Raw genomic sequence first — 21330 nt, 5'->3', positions numbered from 1 at the left:
GGTACTGCTCGCGAAACAGGGTCTCCGGTGTCCTGGAGTCATGCAGAACACGACACTGAACCACGACATGCGACGAGTCCTCCCGCGGATGCTCCTCGCCGCCACGACCGCCACCCTGCTCGTCGCCGGCCTGACCGGTTGCTCCGGAGCCGGCGCGTCGACCGCCGACCAGGCTGCCGGGACCTCGGACGCGTCCGGTCTCGGCGCGCAGTGGGGCTCCTGCATGCGCGATGCCGGCTTCGAGGTCGAGGACCCGAGCGACGACCAGGTGCGCTCCGGCACCGTCCTCGCTCCGCAGGGTGGCGACCAGCAGGCCTTCGAGACCGCAGCCGCGAGGTGCTCCTCGGACCTGGGCATCGAGCAGATCGGCTCCGCCGAGAAGGACAAGTGGACGCGGGAGTACGCCCGGGTGGCCTCGTGCATCCGGGACGAGTTCCCGGACTACCCCGAGCAGGAGCCCGGCGGTCTGGCACTCGGACCGGAGGAGTACCCCCGTGCCCTGGAGGACGGCTTCCAGGAGCGTGCCGACGAGTGCCTCCGGAAGTACTCCCCGGACACCCAGAGCCAGACCGCCCGATGACCGCCCACACCCACGGCCGCAGCCACAGCGACGGCACGGCCCCCGAGGAACAGACCATGACCACAGGAACGACCCCGAGGCGCACGCGACCCGCCCGTGTCGTCGTCGCCGCGACCTGCCTGGTCGCCGTGCTCGGTGCCGGAGCGGCCACGTGGGCGCTCCTCGACGGCCCGACCACCAGCCAGGCTGCCGAGGCGGAGACCGGGTCCTCGCAGTCCGGGACCTCGGCGACCGGTGCCGCTGCGGACGGCACGAGGACGTCGATCGGCACGGTGACGAAGGGCGACCTCGTCGCGTCGAAGACCATCGCCGGCACGCTCGGGTACGGCGCCCCGGTCGCCCTGCCCGGTGCAGCGGCGGGCACGCTCACCTGGCTGCCGAAGCCCGGGCCGGTCGTCCACCGGGACGAGCCCCTCTACGCGGTGGACGAGCGTCCGGTGCGGGCGATGCACGGCACGACGCCGCTGTGGCGTCCGCTCGTGACCGGGACGAGGGGCGCCGACGTGCAGCAGCTCAACGAGAACCTGGCCGCCCTCGGCTACGACGTGGCGCAGGACGACGTCTTCGGACGCCGCACCCTGTCCGCGGTGCGCCGGTGGCAGGCGGACCGCGGTCTGCCGGTCACCGGTCGGGTCACGGCGGACCAGATCGCCTTCGTCGACGGGGACGTCCGGGTGGCCGCGGTCACCGCGCAGCTCGGCAGCTCGGCGCAGGGTGCGGACGGGGTCCTGCAGATCACGAGCACCGAGCGGGTGGTCACCGCGACCGTCGCCCAGCGCGACGCCGAGCAGGTGGCGGTCGGCACCACGGTCGAGGTCGTCGTGAACGGTGCCGGCGGCGCGCTCCCCGGCGAGGTCGTGGACGCGGTCCCGACCGAGTCCGACGACGGCTCCCAGGACGTGGCGGTCACGGTCGCGTTCGACGCGGGGGACCGGAAGCTGCCCTCCGCCGGGTCCGCACAGGTGATCGCGCGGAGCGAGACGGTGCACGACGTGCTGTCGGTGCCGGTGTCCGCACTCGTGGTCACCGGTGAGGGCGCCGGCGCGGACGACGACGCACGGTACGCGGTCGACGTCCTCCGCGCCTCCGGCGAGCCCCGGCGGGTGCGCGTCGAGGTCGGCTTCGTCGCCGACGGCCGGGTGCAGGTCACCGGTGACGTCCACGAGGGCGACGAGGTCGTGGTGCCCTCGTGAGCGTCGCAGCCGCCCTCGCCCCGGACGCGCCGGAGCGGCCCACGGACGACGTGGTGCTGTCGCTCGACGACGTCTCGCGGAGCTACGGCGACGTCCAGGCCCTGCGCGGGGTGTCGCTCGCGGTCCGACGCGGGGAACTCGTCGCCGTCGTCGGACCGTCGGGGTCCGGCAAGTCGACCATGCTCAACATCGTCGGGACGCTCGACCGACCGAGCTCCGGGACGATCGCGATCACCGGCCAGGACGTCGGGACGATGCGCGACGACGACCTCTCCGCACTCCGTGCCGAGCGCATCGGGTTCGTGTTCCAGCACTTCCACCTGCAGGCCGGCGCCACCGCGTGGGAGAACGTGGCGGACGGCCTGCTCTACTCCGGTGTCGCCCGACGGGAACGGCGCGACCGGGCCGTCGCCGCCCTCGGTCGCGTCGGGCTGGGCCACCGCGTCGACCACCGGCCCGGACAGCTCTCCGGCGGTGAGAAGCAGCGGGTCGCCATCGCCCGGGCCCTGGTCGGGGAACCGACCGTGCTGCTGGCGGACGAACCGACCGGTGCGCTCGACACCACCTCCGGCGCGGCGATCGTCGCACTGCTCCGCGAGCTGAACGCCGCCGGGACGACCGTGCTGGTCATCACGCACGACCTGGACCTCGCCGCCTCGCTGCCCCGCCGGGTCCGGATGCGCGACGGCCGGCTGGAGAGCGACACCGCGGACGACGCCGTCGCCGGGGACACCGCACGCACCGGGGGCACCCGATGAGCGCCCGGCGGACCCTCGGCCCGGGAGACCTGCTCCGACTCGGCGTGTTCGGTCTCCGCACCCGCCCGACCCGTGTCGTCCTGTCGGCGCTGGGCATCGCGATCGGCATCGCGGCGATGATCGCGGTCGTCGGGATCTCGTCCTCGAGCAAGGCCGCCCTCGACCGCGTCCTCGACACGCTCGGCACGAACGTGCTCACGGCGACGCAGGCGCAGGGCTTCTCGGACGTCCCGCCCCTGCCCGGGACGGCGGTCGCCTCCGCACTCCGGCAGGACGCCGTGCTCGACGCCGCCGGGGTCGGGACGGTCACGGACGGCCGGGTCTACCGGAACCCGTTCATCCCCTCGGCGGAGTCGAAGGGGATCGGCATGCTCGCGGCCTGGGGTGACGTCCCCGGGGTCCTCGGCGGCGCCGTCGCCTCCGGGCGGTGGCTCGACACGACCGCAGACGCCCCGGCGCAGGTCGTCCTCGGGTCATCCGCGGCCCGGAACCTGGGCATCGAGCGGGTCGACGCCGCGACCCGGGTCTGGACCGGCGAACGCTGGGTGCAGGTCGTCGGGGTGCTCGAACCGTTCGGCCTGGCGGAGGACCTGGACAACCAGGTCTTCGTCCCGCGCGGGCTCGCGACCGAACTCGGCTTCGACGGGCACCCGACCGCCGTCTACACCCGGGTCGACCCGGACGGCGTCGCCCGGTCGCGGGACGTGCTGGCCGACGCGATCAGCCCCGGCGCGCCCCAGGACGTCGGGGTGACGCGGCCGTCGGATGCGCTGGCCGCCAAGAACGCCACCGACGACTCGTTCACCGGGCTGCTCGTCGGCATCGGCGGGGTCGCCCTGCTCGTCGGCGGCATCGGCGTCGCGAACACCATGGTGATCACCGTGCTCGAACGCCGGGCCGAGGTCGGCGTCCGACGGGCCCTCGGTGCGCGCCGGGCCGACGTCCGCAACCAGTTCCTGGTCGAGTCGCTGCTGCTGTCCTTCCTGGGCGGGGTCGCCGGGGTGGTGATCGGCCTCGGCGTGACGATCGTCTTCGCCCTCAGCCAGGGGTGGCCGGTGGCGACACCGCTCTGGGCGGTCGCCGGCGGCCTCGGGGCCACCGTCGTGATCGGCGGGGTGTCCGGCCTCTACCCGGCCAGCCGGGCGGCGCGGATCCCGCCGACGAGCGCGCTCGCGGCCGTGTGAGGGGTGTGCACGCTCGCCGCGGTGTGCGACGCACGGACGGGAGGCCCGTCACCGGTCCGGCGGGCCGGTGACGGGCCTCCCGTGCGTGCGTCACGACGGCGAGCCGACCTGCGATCGTGTTGGTTCCTGCTCGGAGCGGTTGCGATCGTGTTGGGTTCGGGCGTACAGTGCTCGAAACCAACGCGAACGAAGGAGTTCGGGCATGTACGCAACCGAGCGGCACGAGGCCATCGCCGCCGCCCTGCAGTCCGCCGGCCGCGTCTCCGTCGCCGACCTGGCCGATCACTTCGCCGTCACGACCGAGACGGTCCGTCGCGACCTCGGCGCCCTCGAGACCGCCGGCCTGCTGCGCCGTGTGCACGGTGGGGCCGTCCCCGTCGAGCGCTCCAGCCTGGTCGAGCTCACCGTCGCCGAGCGCGAGGGGCAACACGGCTCCGAGAAGACCGCGATCGCCCGCGCCGCCATGCGTCTGGTGCCGCCGACCTTCACCGGCTCGATCGCCCTCGACGCCGGCACCACCAGCGGCGCCGTCGCCACCGAGCTCGCCCGCTGGGAGCCCGCCACCGCGGGGGCCACCATCACCGTCATCACGAACTCGGTGCCGATCGCCGCCACCCTGCAGCACAGCGAGCACGTCGAGCTGCACCTGCTCGGTGGCCGGGTCCGCGGGGTCACCAGCGCCGCCGTCGGCACCGCGACCGTCGACCAGATCGGCGCCCTCCGCCCCGACGTCGCCTTCATCGGGACGAACGGGCTGTCCGCCGGGTTCGGCCTGAGCACCCCCGACGAGTACGAGGCCGCCGTCAAGGCCGCCTACGTCCTGGCGGCCCGCCGCAGCGTCGTCCTCGCCGACGCCGCGAAGCACGGGGTCGAGGCCCTGATGCGCTTCGCACGACTCGACGAGATCGACACGCTCGTCACCGACCAGGTGCCGCCGGCCGACCTGGGCGGGGCACTCGCCGACGCCGACGTCGAGGTGATCGTCGCATGAGCACCCCGACCACCTCGACCACCCCGCAGCCTGGGCGCCCGATCGGCGGCCGCATCGTCACCGTCACGCCGAACCCGTCGCTCGACCGCACGATCGAACTCGCCGGCGAGCTGCAGCGCGGCGCCGTCCAACGAGCCACGCGGTCCACGGCCGAGCCCGGCGGCAAGGGCGTCAACGTCTCGCGCGTCGTCGTCGCCAGCGGCGGGGACACCGTCGCGGTCCTGCCCGGCGACGAGCTCGACCCGGTCCTCGTCGGCCTGGCCACCCGGGGCATCCCGACCGCCGCGCTGCCGATCGGTGCCGCACTGCGGTCGAACGTCACCGTGACCGAACCGACCGGCACCACCACGAAGCTCAACGAGCCGGGCCCCTCGCTCGCCGGACGCCTGGACGACCTCGCCGACCTGGTCGCCACGACCGCCGGACCGACCCCGACCGGCCCCGCCGCACGCTGGGTGGTCCTCGCCGGGTCCCTGCCGCCCGGCCTGCCCGACGACGCCCTCGCGGTGCTCGTCCGGGCCGTCCGGCAGCGCCACGGGGACGACGTCCGGATCGCCGTCGACTCGTCCGGCGTCCCCTTCACCGCGCTGCTGCAGTCCGGCGAACGGATCGACCTGGTCAAGCCGAACGCCGAGGAACTCGCCGAGGTCGTCGGCGGCGACCCCGAGCAGTACGAGCAGGACCCGGAGCGCGCCGCCGCCGCAGCCGCACGGCTGCGGGAGCGCGGCGTCGACACGGTCCTGCTGACCCTCGGCAGCGCCGGGGCCGTCCTGGTCGACGGCACCGGCTCGTGGACCGCGGCAGCACCGCGGATCACGGCCCGCTCGACCGTCGGCGCGGGGGACTCCTCGCTCGCCGGGTACCTGCTCGCCGAGGTCGCCGGCGCCCCACCGGAACGTCGACTGGCCCAGGCCGTCGCCACCGGAGCGGCCGCCGCCGGACTGCCCGGCAGCGACGTGCCGGCCCTCGACGCCACCGACCCGGACGCGATCGTCGTCCACCGCCTCGGCCCACCGCCGACACCGACCGGCCCACCGCCGACACCCGCGGGTGCGGCCACACCGGCACCGGCCGGCGAGTCCGTCCCCGTCCCGCACGGCGCCTGACCACCCGGTCCGTCGTCCCTCCCGGTCGTCCGGCACCACCCGTCCCGGTCCGACCGTCCCGTCCCCACCAGCACCGCCCCCGGCGCCCCGCGCCACTTGCGAAGGAGCAACCCATGTCCGCAGCGCACAGCACCGGCACCAGCGCCGGCAACGGCGCCGACCTGATCGGCGTCGACCTCGTCGGCCTCGACGAGGACCTCGGCGCCACCTCGGCCGACGTCATCCGCGTCCTGGCCGACCGGATCGCCGCGACCGGTCGAGCCGCCTCCGGTGACACCCTCGCCGCCGACGCGATCAAGCGCGAGGCGAGCGTCGGCACCGGCGTCCCGGGCGGCATCGCCATCCCGCACGCCCGGTCCACGTCGGTCACCACGCCGACGCTCGCGTTCACGCGCCTGGCCCGGAAGGTGCCGTTCGGCGCCCCGGACGGCGACGCCGACGTGGTGTTCATGATCGCGGTGCCGGACGGGGCCGACAAGGACCACCTCACCGTCCTCTCCACCCTCGCCCGTGCGCTGATCCGCGACGACTTCACCGCCGCCCTCCGCGCCGCCGCGACCCCGCAGGAGATCGTCGACCTGGTCGACCGCGAGGTCAGCGGCGAGGTCGCCGCAGCCGGCGTCGGGGCCGGGGGGCGAGCCTCCGGACCGTCGACGACCGCGCCGGCCGCTGCTGCCACGGCGACCCCCGCGGACGGCGACGGCGCAGCCGGCCGCCGCAAGGTCATCGTCGGCGTCACCGCCTGCCCGACCGGCATCGCGCACACCTACATGGCCGCCGACGCCCTCGTCGCCGCCGCCCAGCGCGCCGGCGCCGAGATGCACGTCGAGACGCAGGGGTCCTCCCAGGTGGAGCCCCTCGACCCGGCGCTCATCGCCCGAGCCGACGCCGTCGTCTTCGCGGTCGACGTCGACGTGCGCGACCGCAGCCGGTTCGCCGGCAAGCCCCTCGTCTCCGGACCCGTCAAGCGCGGAGTCGACGAGCCCGACGCGATGATCGCCGAGGCCCTCCGCGCCGCCGACGACCCCAAGGCCGCGCGGGTCTCCGGCTCCGCGGCCGAGGCCGGCACGAGCACCGCGAAGGACGAGCACTTCGGGCAGTCGCTCAAGCGCTGGCTGCTGACCGGCGTCTCCTACATGATCCCGTTCGTCGCGGGCGGCGGGTTGCTCATGGCGCTCGGCTTCCTGCTGTCGGGCTACGGCATCGCGCTCACCCACGGCAGCGACGGGGTCAGCAACGCGGTCTGGACGCTGCAGCACTCCACCCTGCTCGACCTGCCGGCGCAGGGGCTCGGCTACTACCTCGGCGCCGCCGCGTTCCAGATCGGCTCCGTGTCGCTCGGGTTCCTCGTCGCCGCCCTCGCCGGGTACATCGCGTACGCCATCGCCGACCGTCCGGGCATCGCGCCGGGCTTCGTCGCCGGCTCGATCGCCGTCTTCATGAACGCCGGGTTCCTCGGCGGTCTGGTCGGTGGCCTCATCGCCGGTGCCGCCGCCTACTGGATCGGGCGCATCCCGACCTGGCGCTGGCTGCGCGGCCTGATGCCGGTCGTGATCATCCCGCTGTTCGCCTCGATCGTCGCCTCCGGGCTCATGCTGCTCGTGCTCGGCGGCCCGATCGCCTGGCTCATGACCGAGCTCACCGCCTGGCTGAACTCGCTGTCCGGCGCCTCCGTGGTCCTGCTCGGCATCATCCTCGGCCTGATGATGGCGTTCGACCTCGGCGGTCCGGTCAACAAGGTGGCCTACGCGTTCGCCGTCGCCGGCCTGGGTGCCGGCAGTGCCTCCAACGTCGTGCCGTTCGAGATCATGGCCGCGGTGATGGCCGCCGGCATGGTCCCGCCGCTCGCCCTGGCCCTCGCCTCGACCGTCCTGTACCGCAACGGCTTCACGAAGCCCGAGCGGGAGAACGGCAAGGCCGCGTGGCTCCTCGGTGCCTCGTTCATCTCCGAGGGTGCGATCCCGTTCGCCGCCGCCGACCCGCTGCGGGTCATCCCGGCGTCGATGGTCGGCGCCGCGGTGACGGGTGCGATCTCGATGGCCGCCGGCGTCACCTCGCGGGCGCCGCACGGTGGGATCTTCGTGTTCTTCGCCATCGGCGGGATCGGGATGTTCATCCTCGCGATCATCGCCGGGACGATCGTCTCCGCGCTGGTCCTCGTGGCGCTGAAGAAGTGGGTGCGTCGGGCTCCGGCCGCGACGGACGAGGCCGCCGTGCAGGCGGCGTCGGCCGGCGAGACGGTCGGGCAGCGCGCGCCGATCGCGGTGTAGTCGCACCACCTGACGGACGGGAGGCCCGGTGCCGGCTGGCACCGGGCCTCCCGTCCGTCGTGGGGCCGGCCGGTGGCGCTGCCGCGAGCGGTCACGACACCCCGTCGGTGCGCTGCCGAGGGGTCACGAACTGTCGTTCCGGAGGCGTGTAACCGACAGTTCGTGACCACTCGGCGGACGTGAGCGGGGCGTCGCGCGGCGCGAGCGGGGCGTGAGCGGGGCGTGACCGCACACCGGAGTCTGTCAGCCCGCTCAGGCAGGGTGGCGGGATGACGACTGCCGTGCTCTCGACCGTCGCCCACGTCGGCGTCCCGTCCGCGTCCTCCGGATCAGGGGGCGGCCCGGACCCGGACATCGGCGGTCTGACCGGGCTGGTCCTGCAGGTCATCGACACGATGGGGGAGTGGGGCGTCGCCCTGATGCTCTTCATCGAGACGGTGTTCCCGCCGATCCCGTCCGAGGTGATCCTGCCGCTCGCCGGGTTCCTCGGGGGTGCGGGGCGGATGGACCTCACGCTCGTGCTGGTCCTGGCGACCGCGGGCTCCTACGTCGGGGCACTCGTGCTGTACTGGCTCGGCGCGGTGATCGGCTTCGAGCGGACCACCCGCTGGTTCGGCAAGCTGCCCCTGGTCGACGAGGACGACTTCCGGAAGGCCGCCTCCTGGTTCCACCGGCACGGCAAGAGCGCGGTGTTCCTCGGCCGTCTGGTGCCCGTCGTCCGCAGCCTGATCTCGCTGCCCGCCGGCGCCGACCGGATGCACCTCGGCACGTTCACGCTCTTCACCGTGCTCGGCAGCGGGCTGTGGAACGCGGTCCTGGTCCTCGGCGGCGCGGCCCTCGGCACCCAGTACGACCGCATCGAGGCCTACACCGAGTGGATCGACCGGGCCGTGTACGCCGCGGTCGTCGTCATCGTGGTGGCGTTCGTCGTCCGCCGGGTCCGACGCGGCCGTTCCGCAGCGCGGTCGACCGCGTCGGAGTAGCGGACCGACCGCGTCGCGGGAACGAGCCCTACGCCTTCGTCAGCGCCGACTCCTTGTGGGCGGCCCGCTTGCCGGACTTCTCCGACTCGATGATCCAGTACGGGTCGTCGTCGGTCGGCTTGAAGGTCTGCCCGTCGAACTCGAAGTCGGCGGTCTTCTTCTCGACGAGCGTGCCCGTCGTCGTCCCCTGGGACGTGTTCCAGTGGACTTCGTCACCCTTGCGCATGTCGGCCTCCCGTGTCGTCCGGACCGGCTGTCCGGAGCACGGACGGTACCCGGGCCGCACCAGCGGACGCCGACACCATCCCGGTTGCGCACCGCAGACGCGAAGACGGGTCACATTCGGGTAACCCCGCCTCGGATCGACAGGCCCGCGCGTACCGTTGAGGAGGAGTCAGACCGCGATCACCGACGCGGTCCCCGAACTCCCAGAGGATCGATCACCACCATGAGCTTGGCCACCGGCAGCGCGCGAGCGGACACCGTCCTGGCAGGACGCTACCGCCTCGTCAGGCTGATCGGCACGGGCGGCATGGGCTCCGTGTACGAGGCCCGCGACGAGCACACCTACCGTGCCGTCGCCGTGAAGATGTTCGCGACGCCGGAGCGCATGACCACGGCCGACCGGGTCCGCCAGGAGCGCGAGATCCGCCTGCTCAGCATGCTCTCGCACCCGGGCCTGATCCCGCTCTACGACGCCGGCACGCACGACTTCGAGGACGGCCCACACCGCTACATCGTGATGGAGCTCATCGCCGACGCGACGCTGCTCCGCTGCCTGGCCGAGGGGCCGCTGCACAACTACGAGGTCGCGGACCTCGGGGCGCAGCTCGCCGACGCCCTGGCCTACGTGCACTCCCGCGGGATCGTGCACCGCGACGTCAAGCCCGCAAACATCCTGCTGAGCGACGAGGGCGCCTCCGGGTTCGTCCGGACCGTCAAGCTCACCGACTTCGGCGTCGCCCACTTCGTCGACGGCTCACGGCTCACCAACGACGGCACGATCATCGGCACCGCCGCCTACCTGTCGCCCGAGCAGGTCGCCGGCGAACCGATCAGCTACGCCACCGACGTCTACTCGCTCGGCCTGGTGCTGCTCGAGGCACTGACCGGCGACCAGGAGTACTCCGGCACGGTCATCGAGGCGGCCCTCGCGCGGCTCCGACGCGACCCGCACGTCCCCGACTCGGTCGCCTCCGAGTGGCGGGAGCTCCTCACCCTGATGACGTCCCGCGACCCGGCACGCCGACCCACGGCCGTCGCGGTCGCCCGGGCCCTCCGGGGCGGGTCGACGCAGGTCACCGGTCCGGTGCCGCTGGGGCCCGAACGGGAGGTCCGCCGCAGGGAACACCGCATGCATCGGGCCGCCCACCGGCACGCCCGGCGCGGCACGTTCGACGTGGTGCGACGGTGGCGCCGGCGGAACGTCCTGGCCGCCTCGGCCACCGCACTGGCGGTCGCCGCAGCCTGCGTCGGCTGCTACGTCGTCGGCGCGCTGCACTGAGCGTGCGGACGGGCTCCGCGGTGGATGCGGTCCGCCGCGGCCGATCAGGCAGGATGGGTGCATGAGCGACCAGCGTTGGATCAAGATCTGCGGCCTCTCCACGCCGGAGACGGTGGACGCCGCCGTCGAGGCCGGTGCGGACGCCGTCGGGTTCGTCTTCGCCGCGGGCAGCCCCCGCACGGTGAGCGCCGACACCGCGAAGGAACTGGTCGAGCGGCTGCCCGAGGGCACCGACGCCGTCGGGGTCTTCCGTGCCCAGCCGATCGACGAGGTGGTCGGCATCGCCTCCGCCGTCGGGCTCACCACCGTGCAGCTGCACGGCCGCGAGTCGGCGTCCGACTTCGCCCGTGCCCGCGACGCCGGCTTCTTCACGATCCGCGCCCTCGCCGCCGCGGACTACCTGGCCGAGACGCCGGAACAGCGCGCCTCGTTCGACCACGACCTGCTGCTGCTCGACGCGGCCGTGCCCGGCAGCGGGGAACTCGTCGACCCGGCGACCCTGACCGGCACCGTCGACGAAGCGTGGATCCTCGCCGGCGGCCTGACGCCCGAGAACGTCGCCGGGCTCGTGCAGCGCCTCGACCCCGACGGCGTCGACGTCTCCAGCGGCGTCGAGTCGGCGCGCGGGGTCAAGGACGTGCGCGCGATCCGGGCGTTCGTCGAGGCGGTCCGCAGCATCCCCTGAGACGTGGGGCGGGCCTCCCGGCCGGGTGGGTCAGGCGGTGCGGAGCGTCGGGATGAGCTGCCGGAGGAACGCGTCGGTGTCCTCCCAGCCCGTCACCGCGTGCGTGGGCACGCCGAGCGCCTTGACCGGGTAGTCGTTGCCCTCCGGGTCGAGCCGGTCACCGACGAACAGCATGTCCGCCAGCGCGACGCCGGTCAGCTCGGCCAGACGCTGCATGCCGTACGCCTTGTCGATGCCCTTGCGGGTGATGTCGATGCTCGTGGAACCACCGGAACGGACCTCGAGGTCGGGCAGCTCGGCCTGCACCAGGCGGCGCAGGTCGTCCTTCTTCGCCCCGGTCGGGTCCCAGCGCTTCTTCACGTCCACCGGAGCCGACTGGCCCAGCGCGGAGAACGTGATCTGCGAACCGCGGTCCTCGAGGATCGGGCCCCACGTCTCGGACTCCCAGTACCCGGCGGCCGTCGCCTGCGCCTCGACCGCGGCGAGGGCACGCGCCTTCTCGTCCTCGGTGAGGTCCTCGGCGTACTGCAGCGTCCAGTCCTGCTCCCACGCGTAGTACCGGGTGCCGCACGTCGGCATGAGGTGCAGGTCCTCGAGACGCAGCCCCGGACGCTTCCGGAGCGGCGTGACCAGCTGCTGCTCGAACTGCTGGAAGTTCCCGCCGCTGATGACGGCGACGGGGACGACCTCGAGCAGGGAGGCGAAGGTCTCGAGCATCTGCGGATCGAGCGGGGACTTCGACGGGGCGAGCGTGTCGTCGAGGTCGAAGGCGACGAGGCGAGGTGCAGGCATGCCCTCGATCATGCCAGGTGACTACTCCTTGACGAGCACGACCTCGTCGAGGGGCAGACGGGTGCGCGGAGCGACCTCACGCTCGGCGGCCTTCTCGTCGAGCTGGGCGGCGTCGGCGACGTGACCGATCGCGGTGACCGTCACCGGGACGAGGTGCTCCGGCAGGTCGAAGGCAGCGCGGACCGCGTCGACCTCGAAGCCGCCCATCTGATGCAGGTGCAGACCCTCGGCGTGCGCCTGGACCGCGAGTGCGGCGACGGACTGGCCCAGGTCGTACTCCGCCCAGCGTCGCTCGTTACCGTCGGCCGTCACCGGCTCGGCGATCGCGACCAGGAGCGCGCCGGCGCGGTGCGCCCAGGCACCGTTGAAGCCCATCAGGGTCGCGTGGATCGCGTCGAAGGTGCCGGTACCGCGGCGGCCGACGATGAACCGGCGGGGCTGCGTGTTGGCGGCGGACGGCGCCCAGCGAGCGGCTTCGAGGAGGGCGTCGAGCTGCGCGTCCGAGATCGTCGCGGTCTCGTCGTAGGAGCGCGGGCTCCACCGTTCCTCGAGCAGGGGCACGAGGGGCTGGCTGGAGTCCGTGGAGCGGGAGAGCGTCGTCTGCGTGGTCATGGTTGCCGGAACACACGCCCGGACGTCACTATTTCCGTCCGCGCCTGCGAGGATGGGCAGGATGAGTGGCGTCCTGATCGGCTTCGCGATCATCGCCGCGGTCATCGTCACCGGCTACGGCGTCGGTCGCTCCGGACTCCTCGGACCCCAGGCGCAGTTCGTGCTGAGTCGACTGGCGTTCTTCGTCCTCATGCCGTGCCTGCTCTTCCACACGATCGCCACGGCCGACGTCCGGACGCTGTTCTCCCCGATGCTCGCCGTGTCCGCGATCACCGCGCTGTCCGTCGCCGCCGGCACCGCCCTGGTGTTCGGACTCGTGCTCCGGCGCCCGCTCACCACCACGACCGTCGGAGCGCTCGCCGCCTCGTACTCGAACGCGAACAACATCGGGCTGCCCGTCGCCGTCTACGTGCTCGGGCAGGCGACCGCCGTGGTGCCGGTGATCATGCTGCAGCTCGTCGTGATGGCGCCGATCGCACTGACCGTCCTCGACGCGGCCACGGCCTCCGGTGGCGGCTGGCGTCGACGGGTGCTCGGGCCGGTGTCGAACCCGCTCATCATCGCCTCGCTCCTCGGCCTGCTCTGCTCGGTGACCGGCGTGCAGCTCCCCGACCCGGTCCTCGAGCCGTTCGCCCTGGTCGGCGGCGCCGCGGTCCCCGTCGTGCTGCTGTCGTTCGGGATGAACCTGCACGGCGCCGCACCCCTGCGGGACCCCGCCACCCGGGTCGACGTGCTGCTGGCGAGCGGGGTGAAGCTCCTGGTGATGCCCGCGGTCGCGTTCCTGCTCGCCCGGTACGCCTTCGGGCTGGACGCCGAGCACGTGTTCGTCCTCACCGTGCTGGGCGGGCTGCCGGCGGCGCAGAACGTGTTCAACTACGCGCAGCGGTACGGGGCGGCGGTGCCGGTGGCGCGGGACGTGGTGCTGCTGACGACCGTGGGGTCGGTGCCGGTCCTGGTGGGGATCGCGGCGCTGCTGCACCCGTAGGGGCGTGGGCGGCGGGGTGCTGCGGGGTGCGCCGGCGTCGCGTGACGCGCCGTCGGGCTTTCGCCGAGTGGTCACGATGTGTCGTTCTGGGGCGGTGGGAGCGACGATTTGTGGCCGGTCGGCGGAGGTGAGTGGGGTGTCGGGGCCGGGGGACCGGGCGGACGGCAAGCGCGAGGCGGACGGGAGGCACGGGGCGGGGTGGTCCCGCGCCTCCCGTCCCGCGCCTCCCGTCCGGCGGCGGGGTGCGGCGCCGCGGCGTGACGCGCCGTCGGGGTTTCGCCGAGTGGTCACGATGTGTCGTTCTGGGGCGGTGGGAGCGACGATTTGTGACCGGTCGGCGGAGGTGAGCGGGGTGTCGGGGCCGGGAGGCACGGGCGGGGCCCTGCCTCCCGTCCGACGGCCGACTCGTCGGAGACGCGTGACGCGCCGTCGGGCTTTCGCTGAGTGGTCACGACGTGTCGGTCTGGGGTGGTCGGAGCGACGATCTGTGGCCGGTCGGCGGAGGTGAGCGGGGTGTCGGGGGCCGGGCGGACGGGAAGCGGGAGGCGCGGGGCGGGGTGGTCCCGCGCCTCCCGACCGGCGGCGGGCTGCGGCGCTTCCGCGTGATGCGCCGTCGGGCTTTCGCCGAGTGGTCACGAAGTGTCGGTCTGGGGCGGTGGGAGCGACGATCTGTGGCCAGTCGGCGGAGGTGAGCGGCGGCGGGCTGCGCTCAGCGACCGCCCTCGGCGCCGTCGATGCTGACGGCGGAACCGTAGTCGAGGCTGACGGACTGGTCCGCGCCGACGGCGATGCCGTCCAGGAGCTGCGCGACCGTGTACTCGTGGACGCCGCCCGCGTTCGGGGCGGGGACGTCCACCGCGAACGCGCCGCCCGCTCGGTCGTCGCCCGCGGTGACCGGCGTGCCGACCGGTGCGCCGTCGCGGAGGAGCTGGACGGTGGCGCCGGGCTCAGCGGTGCCGGTGACCTGGGCGGGCCGGGTCACGTCCTCGTCGAAGTGCTGGTCGACGTCGGCGAGTGCGGCGGCGTCGAGCTGGACTGTGCGGGCGTCCTGGGCGACGATCGCGCTGCCGACGAGCTGTTCGATGACCAGCGTCTGCTCGACCCCGACGGGCAGGTTCCGCAGCGTGGTCGTCCACGTGGCGTCGGCACCGGCGGCGCGCGTGGTGGCGGCCTCGATCGGCGCACCGTTGATCGTCACGGTCGCTCCGGGGATCTTCGTGCCGGCGAGCGTGATGCTCCGATCGGCGACGTCGGCGACCGGCTCGTCGACGGACCACGAGTCGGAGTAGTCGTCCTCTGCGGCCAGCTGCGCCGCGTCGTCGGACGTGCCCACGGCGACACGGCCGTCGTCGCCGAGCGTGAGGTACCAGTCGCGGTTCGACCGGGACTGCAGGACGGTGCCGCCGTCACGTGCGACGGCGGTGAACTCCTGGGCTCGTTCGCCGTTGCGGCAGGTCGAGAGGATCACCCGTCCGTCCGCGGCGGCGTTGCTGCTCGGCTGCACGCACCGGTTGCCGTTGACGACGACCTGGGCGGTGCCGCCGACCTTCGGGATCGCCCACGACACCGTCTCGGCGGTGGCCTGCTCGGTCGGCTTCGACGCCCAGGTGATGTCCTGCAGGAGCCCCGTGCCGGTCCGGACCGGGGTCAACGCCACGGACTCGCCGGCCGCGGGGCTCGTGAACAGGGCGCGACCGCCGCGGAGGTCCTTCTGCTCGATGATCGGCCAGTCGAGCGTCGGGTCCGCCGGGCCGACCGGGGGCTTGCCGCCTCCCTTCGGCTGGACGGTGACCTCGTCGTTGTTGTGCGCGATGGAGACCGTGGCCCGGGGGAAGGTCCCGGCGAAGGAGATCCCGAACGCCCCGTCCGCTCGTGCGGTCGTGCGGTGCTCGTCGCCGCGGGCGTCGACGACGCGGATGTCGGCGCCCGGGTAGGTCGTGCCGATCACCGTCAGTTGGCGGATCGACGGGTTCTTGTCCCAGAGCGTGACGTCCTCCGGCGCGGTCAGGGCCTTGCGGACCGTGACGGCCGCGGGGCTGGTCTGCCGGTCGTCGTCGGTCACGACGAAGGCATCGACGTCCCAGCGTCCGTCCTCGACGGTGAACTCGACGTCCGTGGTGCCGGCGGTGACGGGGGTCGTGGCGACCACCTCGTCGTCGTCGGCGTTCCACGGGTCGTTGCGGTCGACGACGGTGAGCGTGCCGGCGGCGCTGGACTCGACCGTGGCGGTCACGTCGTTGCGGTCGACCTCGAAGCGGGGTCGGGTGCCGTCGGTGCTCGCGGGCGCGGCACCGTCCACGGCGGTGATCGTGGTGCTGCTGCCCGGGATGACGGGGAGCTGGGGGATCGTGGCGGCGGTGTGGACACCGCGTGCGCTGGCGACGTCGGCTCCGCGGGTGGCGGATGCCGTCTCCGGTGCCGTGGCGGTACCGGCGCAGAGCGCGGCGGTCAGCACGGCGGTGCCGAGGAGGAACGGGCGGTACTTCACGAGTGGCCTTTCAGAGGGGAGGGGGACGGCAGCGGTCGTGCGGTCAAGGGGCGGTGACGTCGACGATGCTGACGCCCGCGCCGTAGTCGATGGTGACCTGGGAGGGCGCCCCGACCGCGGCGCCGCCGAGGACCTGCACGACGGCGAACTCGTGCGCACCGGCTGCGTTCGGTGCCGGGACGTCGAGGGCGAAGGACCCCCGTGCGTCGCCGTCGCTCGCAGCCGTCGTCGTGGCGCCCTCGACCGGTACCCCGCCGTCGAGGAGCTGGATCGTCGCGCCCGGTTCGGCGGCACCGGTGATCTGTGCCGGCAGGGTGACGTCGTCACGGAACGCGCTGGTGACGTCCGACAGGTTCCCCGCGTCGAGGCGGACGGTCTGCTCGCTCCGGGCGACGACGACGCCGTCGATGAGCTGCTGGACCTCGAACGTGCGGTCCTGCCGGACCGGCAGGTCGTGCAGCGTCGTGCTCCAGGAGCCACCCGCGGTGACGGCACGTGCACCCTTCGCACCGCCCGTGTCGGTGCCGGTGCCGTTCTCCACGGGGACGCCGTCGACCGTGACGAGGGCGCCGGGGATCGCGGTGCCGGACAGCCGCACGGACCGGTCCACGACGGACGGCGCGGGCTCGGCGACCGACCACGAGGACTCGTACAGGTCGACGTAGGCGAGCACGGCGGCGTCGGCTTCGTCACCGAGGACCACCCTGCCGTCCGCGCCGAGGGTCAGGTAGCGGGACTCGTCCGACGCCAGGCGCAGCAGCGTGTCACCGTCGCGGAGGACCGCGGTGAAGGTCTGGCTCGGGTCGCCGTCCTCGTCGCGGATGCAGGTCGCGGACCGCAGTGCGCCGTCCGCCCCGGCGGTGACGCAGGTGTTGCCCTCGAGGATGATCGGTCCGGACACGTCGACGTTCGGGATCGACCAGCCGACGGCGTTGTTGCCGGCGACGTCCTCCGGGCCGAGACGCCATCCGAGACCCGCACCGGATGCAGAGGTGAGGTACGCGTTCTCACGACCAGGCGCACCGCCGACGAAGAGACCGAACAGGGAGCGGAGGTCGCCGAGGTCCACGATCGGCCACACCAGCGACGGGTCGCCCTCGCCCGGCTCGACCTGCTCGAACGGCACCTCCTGCACCCGGTTCGTCCACCCGTTGTGCTCGACGACGACCTCCGTCCACTCCGTCGACCCGAAGTAGGTGATGCCGAACCGACCGTCCTCCCGGGAGCGGGTGGAGTACCGTCCGCCGCCGCGTGTCACGATCTCGACCCGCTCGTTCGCGTACGTCGACCCGGTCACCGTGATGCGCTCGTCGGTGCTCCCCGCCACGTCCGAGTACGTGCCGGCGAGGTCCTGCACGTCCTGACCCCCGACGGCGAGGGTGAAGCGCTCGGGGCTCGTCCGCTGGTCGTCCGCCGTGACCACGTACATCGTGTAGTCCCAGTTGCTGTCCGGCACCGCGAAGGAGACGTCGCTCGTGCCGGACTCGACCGGGGCCTCCAGGACCACGGAGTCGTCGGTCGGGTCGTACGGGTCCCCGTGCCCGACGACCGTCAGGGTGCCGTCGTGACTGGACCGCACGCTGAGGTCGATCGGGACGTCGTCGTCGATGTCGTCGTCGTCATCGGCGACCACCCAGAGCGGGTAGGCCTGGCCGTAGTCGGTCTCCCACTCACCGTTGACGGTGGAGAGGCGGGTCCAGGAGCCGGGGAGGTCCGGGTACTCCGGGATGATCCCGTGCGGTGCCGCGGAGCGGGCAGCAGCTGCGGAGGGAGCAGCCGCGGAGGCAGCGGCCGCGCCCGGGGTCGAGCCGGGTGCGGCGTCAGCGGTGGATGCGATCGTCACGCCGGCGGTGATCGCCGCGACGAGGGCGGTGGCACCGGCGAGGGTGGGGCGGATGTGCACTGTGGTCCTTCCCGAACAGCGGAGTGCTGCTCGTCAGGATCACGACTCTCTCATGTCAAATGTAAAATACATCGACTGTGAGGGATTGCGAGGAGTGCTCTCCTCAGAAGATCATCGGTCGGTCGTCGTCGAGGACCGTGTCGAGGTCCAGGTCGACCGACACCGGCACGTGGTCGCTCGGGGCGTCGCCCTTGCGCTCGTCACGGTGGATGGTGGCCCCCACGGTGACGTCCGCGAACGCCTGCGAGCCCATCACGAAGTCGATCCGCATGCCCTCGTTGCGGGGGAACCGGAGCTGCTTGTAGTCCCAGTAGGTGTAGCCGGTCGGCACGAGGGGACGGACGACGTCCTGCAGCCCGCGCTCCTCGAACGCCCGGAACGCCGCACGCTCCGGTTCGCTGACGTGTGTCGCGCCCTCGAAGACCCGCACGTCCCAGACGTCCTCGTCGAAGGGCGCCACGTTCCAGTCGCCCATCAGCGCGAGGGGCACGTCGGGTTCGGCCTGCAGCCACTCGGTGGTCCGGTCGGCCAGCTGCGCCAGCCAGTCGAGCTTGTACGTGTAGTGCGGGTCGCCGAGCTCGCGGCCGTTCGGGACGTACAGGCTCCAGAGGCGGACCCCCTCGACCGTGACACCGATGGCGCGGGCCTCGACGGGCAGGTCCGGACCCTCCTGCCCCTTGAGGAAGCCGGGCTGGCCGGGGAAGTCACGGGTGACGTCCGCCATCGGCAGACGGCTGGCGAACGCGACGCCGTTCCACTGGTTCAGGCCGTGCGCCTCGACCGTGTAGCCGGCGGCCTCGAAGGCCTCGACCGGGAACTGTTCGGGCTTGCACTTGATCTCCTGCATGCCGAGGACGTCGACGTCCTCGCGCACCAACCAGTCGACGACCCGGCCGACTCGGGTGCGGACGGAGTTGACGTTCCAGGTCGCGACGCGCATGGGATCGAACCTACCGGGAGCGGCCGACCACCCGCCCGGGAGGCCCGCCCCCTGTCCACGGGCGCGCTGCGGTGGCAGGGTGTTCCCTGGACGCACATCCGACCAGCACCACAGGAGGCACTCATGGCAACGACGGCGAACTCCGACCGCGTGGACGGTACCCCCACCGGCTCCACGACCGGCAGCACCACCACCCAGGTCACCGCGAAGGGGCGCACGGTCATCGACGACGCGGTCGTCGCGAAGGTCGCCGGCATCGCAGCCCGCGACGTCCCCGGCGTGGTCGCCCTCGGCGGCAACACCGCGCGGGCCTTCGGCGCCATCCGCGACGCCATCGGCTCGAGCGACCTCGGGCAGGGGGTCCGCGTCGAGGTCGGTGAGACCCAGGCCGCCGTGGACCTGACCCTCGTCGTCGCCTACCCGATGCCGATGCAGGAGGTCGCCGCGGGCGTCCGCCAGGCCGTCACCGACGCCGTCACCGACCTGGTCGGGCTGCAGGTCACCGAGGTCAACATCGCCATCGTCGACGTCGACATCCCCGCGCTCGACGCCCCCGTCGTCACCCCCGAGACGCGCGTCCGGTGAGCAGCACCGTCGTCGGCATGGCCGTCGGGGCGGTCCTGGCCGTCGTCGCCCTGACGCTGGGCTTCTGGGCGTTCGTCGTCGTGGCCGTCGCCATCGCGCTCGGCGGCCTGGTCGGCCGCATCGTCAGCGGCGACCTCGACGTCCGCCGTCTGCTCGACGTGCTCCGCGGACGTCGGAGTTCCTCGTGAGCGCAGCCGCGCTGCCCGGCACCGACCGGATCGCGACCCCCGCCCTCGTCCACACCGCGCAGGCCGTCGCCGCCGAGGCGCTCCGTGCACCCCTCCGGGAGGTCCGTGCCCGGGTCGTCGACGACGGTCGCGGTGCGCTGGCGGTCGAGGTCACCAGCCCGCTCACGGTTCCGGCGCTCGGCTCGCACGCGGTGCTCGACGAGCCCGTCCTCGCGACGGCGCACCGGGCGCGCACCACCATCGCCGAGCGCCTCCGGACGATCACCGGGCGGAAGGTCGAGCGCGTCTCGGTGACCTTCACGTCCACCGTGCTGGACGTGCCGCGGAGGGTCCGGTGAGTCCGGCAGACACGCGTCCGGCGGGCACGAGCGACGTGAGCAGTGCCGCGCCCGGGTCAGAGCCCGTCACGAAGGCCCCACCGGCAGACGCCGACCGCTTCCTGCGCCGCATCGTCCGCCGCGAGACCTCGGCGTCCCGGACCCCCTCCGTCGTCGTCGCGATGGTCCTGCTCCTGGTGGTCGCCGCGGCCGTGGGGACCGCGTCGGTCGTTGCCCTGCTCGACGAGCGCATCGCCGGCATCGACCCGCGCAGCGTCGTGGACGCCGCCGTCCGCGCCCCCGCGGGCCTGGTCGACGCTGTGGTCGTCGTCGTCGGTGCCGCGATCGCCCTCGTCGGTCTCTGGTTCCTGCTGCACGGGGTGCTGCCAGCGCGTCGGCCCCGGCACGCGGTCCGCTCCGCCCGACTCGGCGTCGTGGTCGACGACGAGGTCCTGGCCTCCGCCGCGGCCCGTGCGGCCCGCTCGGTCACCCGTCTGGCCCCGGACGCGGCCGTCGGGTCCGTCGGCCGCCGCACGCTCGACGTCGTCCTCCTGCCGGCCTCCGGCGTGGACGTCGCCGCGGTCGCCGCCACCGAGGCCGTCGAGCGTGAACTCGCGGCCGTCGACGCCGTCCCGCTGCTGACCGCTCGCGTGCGGGTGCGCTCGACGGGGCGGATCGACGGATGAACGGCACGAACCGCGCCCTCGGTCGGATCGTCCTGGTGCTGGTCGGGCTGGTGTTCCTGGCGCTCGGTGCCGCCGTCGTGCTGGTGCAGACACTGCCGGCCGCCGCGGAGCTCTGGCACACCGCCGCGGACCGGACGCTCGGCGGTCTCCGCTCGGGTGCTGCCGACACGTCCGCGTGGTGGTGGGCGCTCGGCGGGGCCGTCGTCCTCGGCATCCTGGCGCTGCTCGTCCTCGGCTCGATCGGGGGTGGCCGCACCGACACCGTCCTCGAGGACGACGGGCCCGACGGCGGACTGCCCGGCCAGGTGCGGATCGACGCCGCGGCGGTCGAACACGCGATCTCCGCAGCGATCTCGCCGCTGCCGCAGGTCGCGTCCCTGGCGGTGGACGTCCGCCGCGTCCGTCGCCGCACCGCGGTCCGGATCGTCCTCCGCACCCGCCGCGGCGCACCACCCCGGGAGGTCGTCGACCGCGTCGAGGACGTCGTCCACGACCTCGACACGCTGCTCGGCCAGCGCCTGCCGGTGCTGCTCCGGATCGTCCGCGGCGGATCGTCCCGTCCCGACCGGGTGCGCTGAGC

General features: G+C 73.4%; 22 protein-coding genes. 16 read left to right on the top strand and 6 right to left on the bottom strand.

The annotated features are described in order from the left end of the window. Window positions 1-40 precede the first annotated feature (40 nt). The 8 genes from JOD51_RS14330 (at window position 41) to JOD51_RS14295 (ending at window position 9065) form a co-directional block, all read left to right on the top strand. The gene (locus tag JOD51_RS14330) at window positions 41-580 is read left to right on the top strand and encodes a hypothetical protein (protein WP_204609645.1); all 540 of its coding nucleotides are present in this window, start codon (window positions 41-43) and stop codon (window positions 578-580) included. Between the two features lie 56 nt (window positions 581-636). Beyond that, a complete protein-coding gene (locus tag JOD51_RS14325) occupies window positions 637-1773 on the top strand; it encodes a peptidoglycan-binding protein (protein ID WP_204609643.1) in 1137 nt (378 codons plus the stop codon). Beyond that, window positions 1770-2531: an ABC transporter ATP-binding protein gene (locus tag JOD51_RS14320; RefSeq protein WP_259557376.1), complete on the top strand. Its 762-nt coding sequence runs from the start codon at window positions 1770-1772 to the stop codon at window positions 2529-2531. The genes JOD51_RS14325 and JOD51_RS14320 overlap by 4 nt, the downstream gene beginning before the upstream one ends. Continuing rightward, on the top strand, window positions 2528-3715 hold the full coding sequence (locus JOD51_RS14315; RefSeq protein WP_204609641.1) for an ABC transporter permease: 1188 nt from the start codon (window positions 2528-2530) through the stop codon (window positions 3713-3715). The genes JOD51_RS14320 and JOD51_RS14315 overlap by 4 nt, the downstream gene beginning before the upstream one ends. A 202-nt stretch (window positions 3716-3917) precedes the next feature. Continuing rightward, entirely contained in the window at window positions 3918-4706 is a 789-nt protein-coding gene (locus JOD51_RS14310; protein WP_204609639.1) for a DeoR/GlpR family DNA-binding transcription regulator, read from the top strand. After that, window positions 4703-5812: a 1-phosphofructokinase family hexose kinase gene (locus JOD51_RS14305; RefSeq protein WP_204609637.1), complete on the top strand. Its 1110-nt coding sequence runs from the start codon at window positions 4703-4705 to the stop codon at window positions 5810-5812. Before JOD51_RS14310 ends, JOD51_RS14305 begins: the two co-directional genes overlap by 4 nt. A gap of 113 nt (window positions 5813-5925) precedes the next feature. Continuing rightward, entirely contained in the window at window positions 5926-8082 is a 2157-nt protein-coding gene (locus JOD51_RS14300) for a PTS fructose transporter subunit IIABC (RefSeq protein WP_204609635.1), read from the top strand. Between the two features lie 269 nt (window positions 8083-8351). Then, window positions 8352-9065, top strand: a complete 714-nt coding sequence (locus JOD51_RS14295) for a DedA family protein (RefSeq protein WP_204609633.1) — start codon at window positions 8352-8354, stop codon at window positions 9063-9065. 28 nt (window positions 9066-9093) lie between these two features. Here JOD51_RS14295 and JOD51_RS14290 read toward each other — a convergent pair whose 3' ends face one another. Further along, complete coding sequence (locus JOD51_RS14290; RefSeq protein ID WP_204609631.1) at window positions 9094-9291, bottom strand: hypervirulence associated TUDOR domain-containing protein; 198 nt, start codon at window positions 9289-9291, stop codon at window positions 9094-9096. A gap of 222 nt (window positions 9292-9513) precedes the next feature. On the opposite strand from JOD51_RS14290, the gene JOD51_RS14285 reads away from it, so the two are divergent. Together JOD51_RS14285 and JOD51_RS14280 are read left to right on the top strand one after the other, a co-directional pair. Then, on the top strand, window positions 9514-10569 hold the full coding sequence (locus JOD51_RS14285; protein WP_204609629.1) for a serine/threonine-protein kinase: 1056 nt from the start codon (window positions 9514-9516) through the stop codon (window positions 10567-10569). A 61-nt stretch (window positions 10570-10630) separates the two neighbouring features. Next, the gene (locus JOD51_RS14280) at window positions 10631-11254 is read left to right on the top strand and encodes a phosphoribosylanthranilate isomerase (protein WP_204609627.1); all 624 of its coding nucleotides are present in this window, start codon (window positions 10631-10633) and stop codon (window positions 11252-11254) included. A gap of 30 nt (window positions 11255-11284) precedes the next feature. Here JOD51_RS14280 and JOD51_RS14275 read toward each other — a convergent pair whose 3' ends face one another. Continuing rightward, window positions 11285-12046, bottom strand: coding sequence for an HAD-IIB family hydrolase (locus tag JOD51_RS14275; RefSeq protein WP_204609625.1), 762 nt, complete (start codon window positions 12044-12046; stop codon window positions 11285-11287). Between the two features lie 21 nt (window positions 12047-12067). Then, window positions 12068-12658 carry a nitroreductase family protein gene (locus tag JOD51_RS14270; protein ID WP_204609623.1) on the bottom strand — a complete coding sequence of 197 codons (591 nt, stop codon included), beginning with the start codon at window positions 12656-12658 and terminating at the stop codon, window positions 12068-12070. A 61-nt stretch (window positions 12659-12719) separates the two neighbouring features. Here JOD51_RS14270 and JOD51_RS14265 point away from each other — a divergent pair, with 61 nt between their 5' ends. Then, entirely contained in the window at window positions 12720-13643 is a 924-nt protein-coding gene (locus tag JOD51_RS14265; protein ID WP_204609620.1) for an AEC family transporter, read from the top strand. Window positions 13644-14352: 709 nt separating this feature from the next. Here the strand turns inward: JOD51_RS14265 and JOD51_RS14260 are convergent. The 3 genes from JOD51_RS14260 to JOD51_RS14250 form a co-directional block, all read right to left on the bottom strand. Further along, a complete protein-coding gene (locus JOD51_RS14260; protein ID WP_204609619.1) occupies window positions 14353-16131 on the bottom strand; it encodes a hypothetical protein in 1779 nt (592 codons plus the stop codon). Between the two features lie 43 nt (window positions 16132-16174). Then, window positions 16175-18034: a hypothetical protein gene (locus JOD51_RS14255; protein ID WP_204609617.1), complete on the bottom strand. Its 1860-nt coding sequence runs from the start codon at window positions 18032-18034 to the stop codon at window positions 16175-16177. Between the two features lie 103 nt (window positions 18035-18137). Then, window positions 18138-18974, bottom strand: a complete 837-nt coding sequence (locus JOD51_RS14250) for an exodeoxyribonuclease III (protein WP_204609615.1) — start codon at window positions 18972-18974, stop codon at window positions 18138-18140. Between the two features lie 123 nt (window positions 18975-19097). On the opposite strand from JOD51_RS14250, the gene JOD51_RS14245 reads away from it, so the two are divergent. From JOD51_RS14245 to JOD51_RS14225, 5 genes are read left to right on the top strand one after another with little or no spacing between them, the layout of a single operon-like run. Further along, window positions 19098-19559, top strand: coding sequence for an Asp23/Gls24 family envelope stress response protein (locus JOD51_RS14245; protein WP_204609613.1), 462 nt, complete (start codon window positions 19098-19100; stop codon window positions 19557-19559). Beyond that, window positions 19556-19747: a DUF2273 domain-containing protein gene (locus JOD51_RS14240; protein WP_204609611.1), complete on the top strand. Its 192-nt coding sequence runs from the start codon at window positions 19556-19558 to the stop codon at window positions 19745-19747. Before JOD51_RS14245 ends, JOD51_RS14240 begins: the two co-directional genes overlap by 4 nt. Continuing rightward, on the top strand, window positions 19744-20085 hold the full coding sequence (locus JOD51_RS14235; protein WP_204609609.1) for a hypothetical protein: 342 nt from the start codon (window positions 19744-19746) through the stop codon (window positions 20083-20085). Before JOD51_RS14240 ends, JOD51_RS14235 begins: the two co-directional genes overlap by 4 nt. A 35-nt stretch (window positions 20086-20120) precedes the next feature. Further along, on the top strand, window positions 20121-20750 hold the full coding sequence (locus JOD51_RS14230) for a hypothetical protein (protein ID WP_204609607.1): 630 nt from the start codon (window positions 20121-20123) through the stop codon (window positions 20748-20750). Further along, the gene (locus JOD51_RS14225) at window positions 20747-21328 is read left to right on the top strand and encodes a hypothetical protein (protein WP_204609605.1); all 582 of its coding nucleotides are present in this window, start codon (window positions 20747-20749) and stop codon (window positions 21326-21328) included. Before JOD51_RS14230 ends, JOD51_RS14225 begins: the two co-directional genes overlap by 4 nt. The last annotated feature ends 2 nt before the right edge of the window (window positions 21329-21330 follow it).

This window comes from Curtobacterium herbarum (assembly GCF_016907335.1).
GTDB lineage: Bacteria > Actinomycetota > Actinomycetes > Actinomycetales > Microbacteriaceae > Curtobacterium > Curtobacterium herbarum.
Note: the sequence above shows the minus strand (reverse complement) of the source record. Positions and strands in the feature narration are given on the sequence as shown.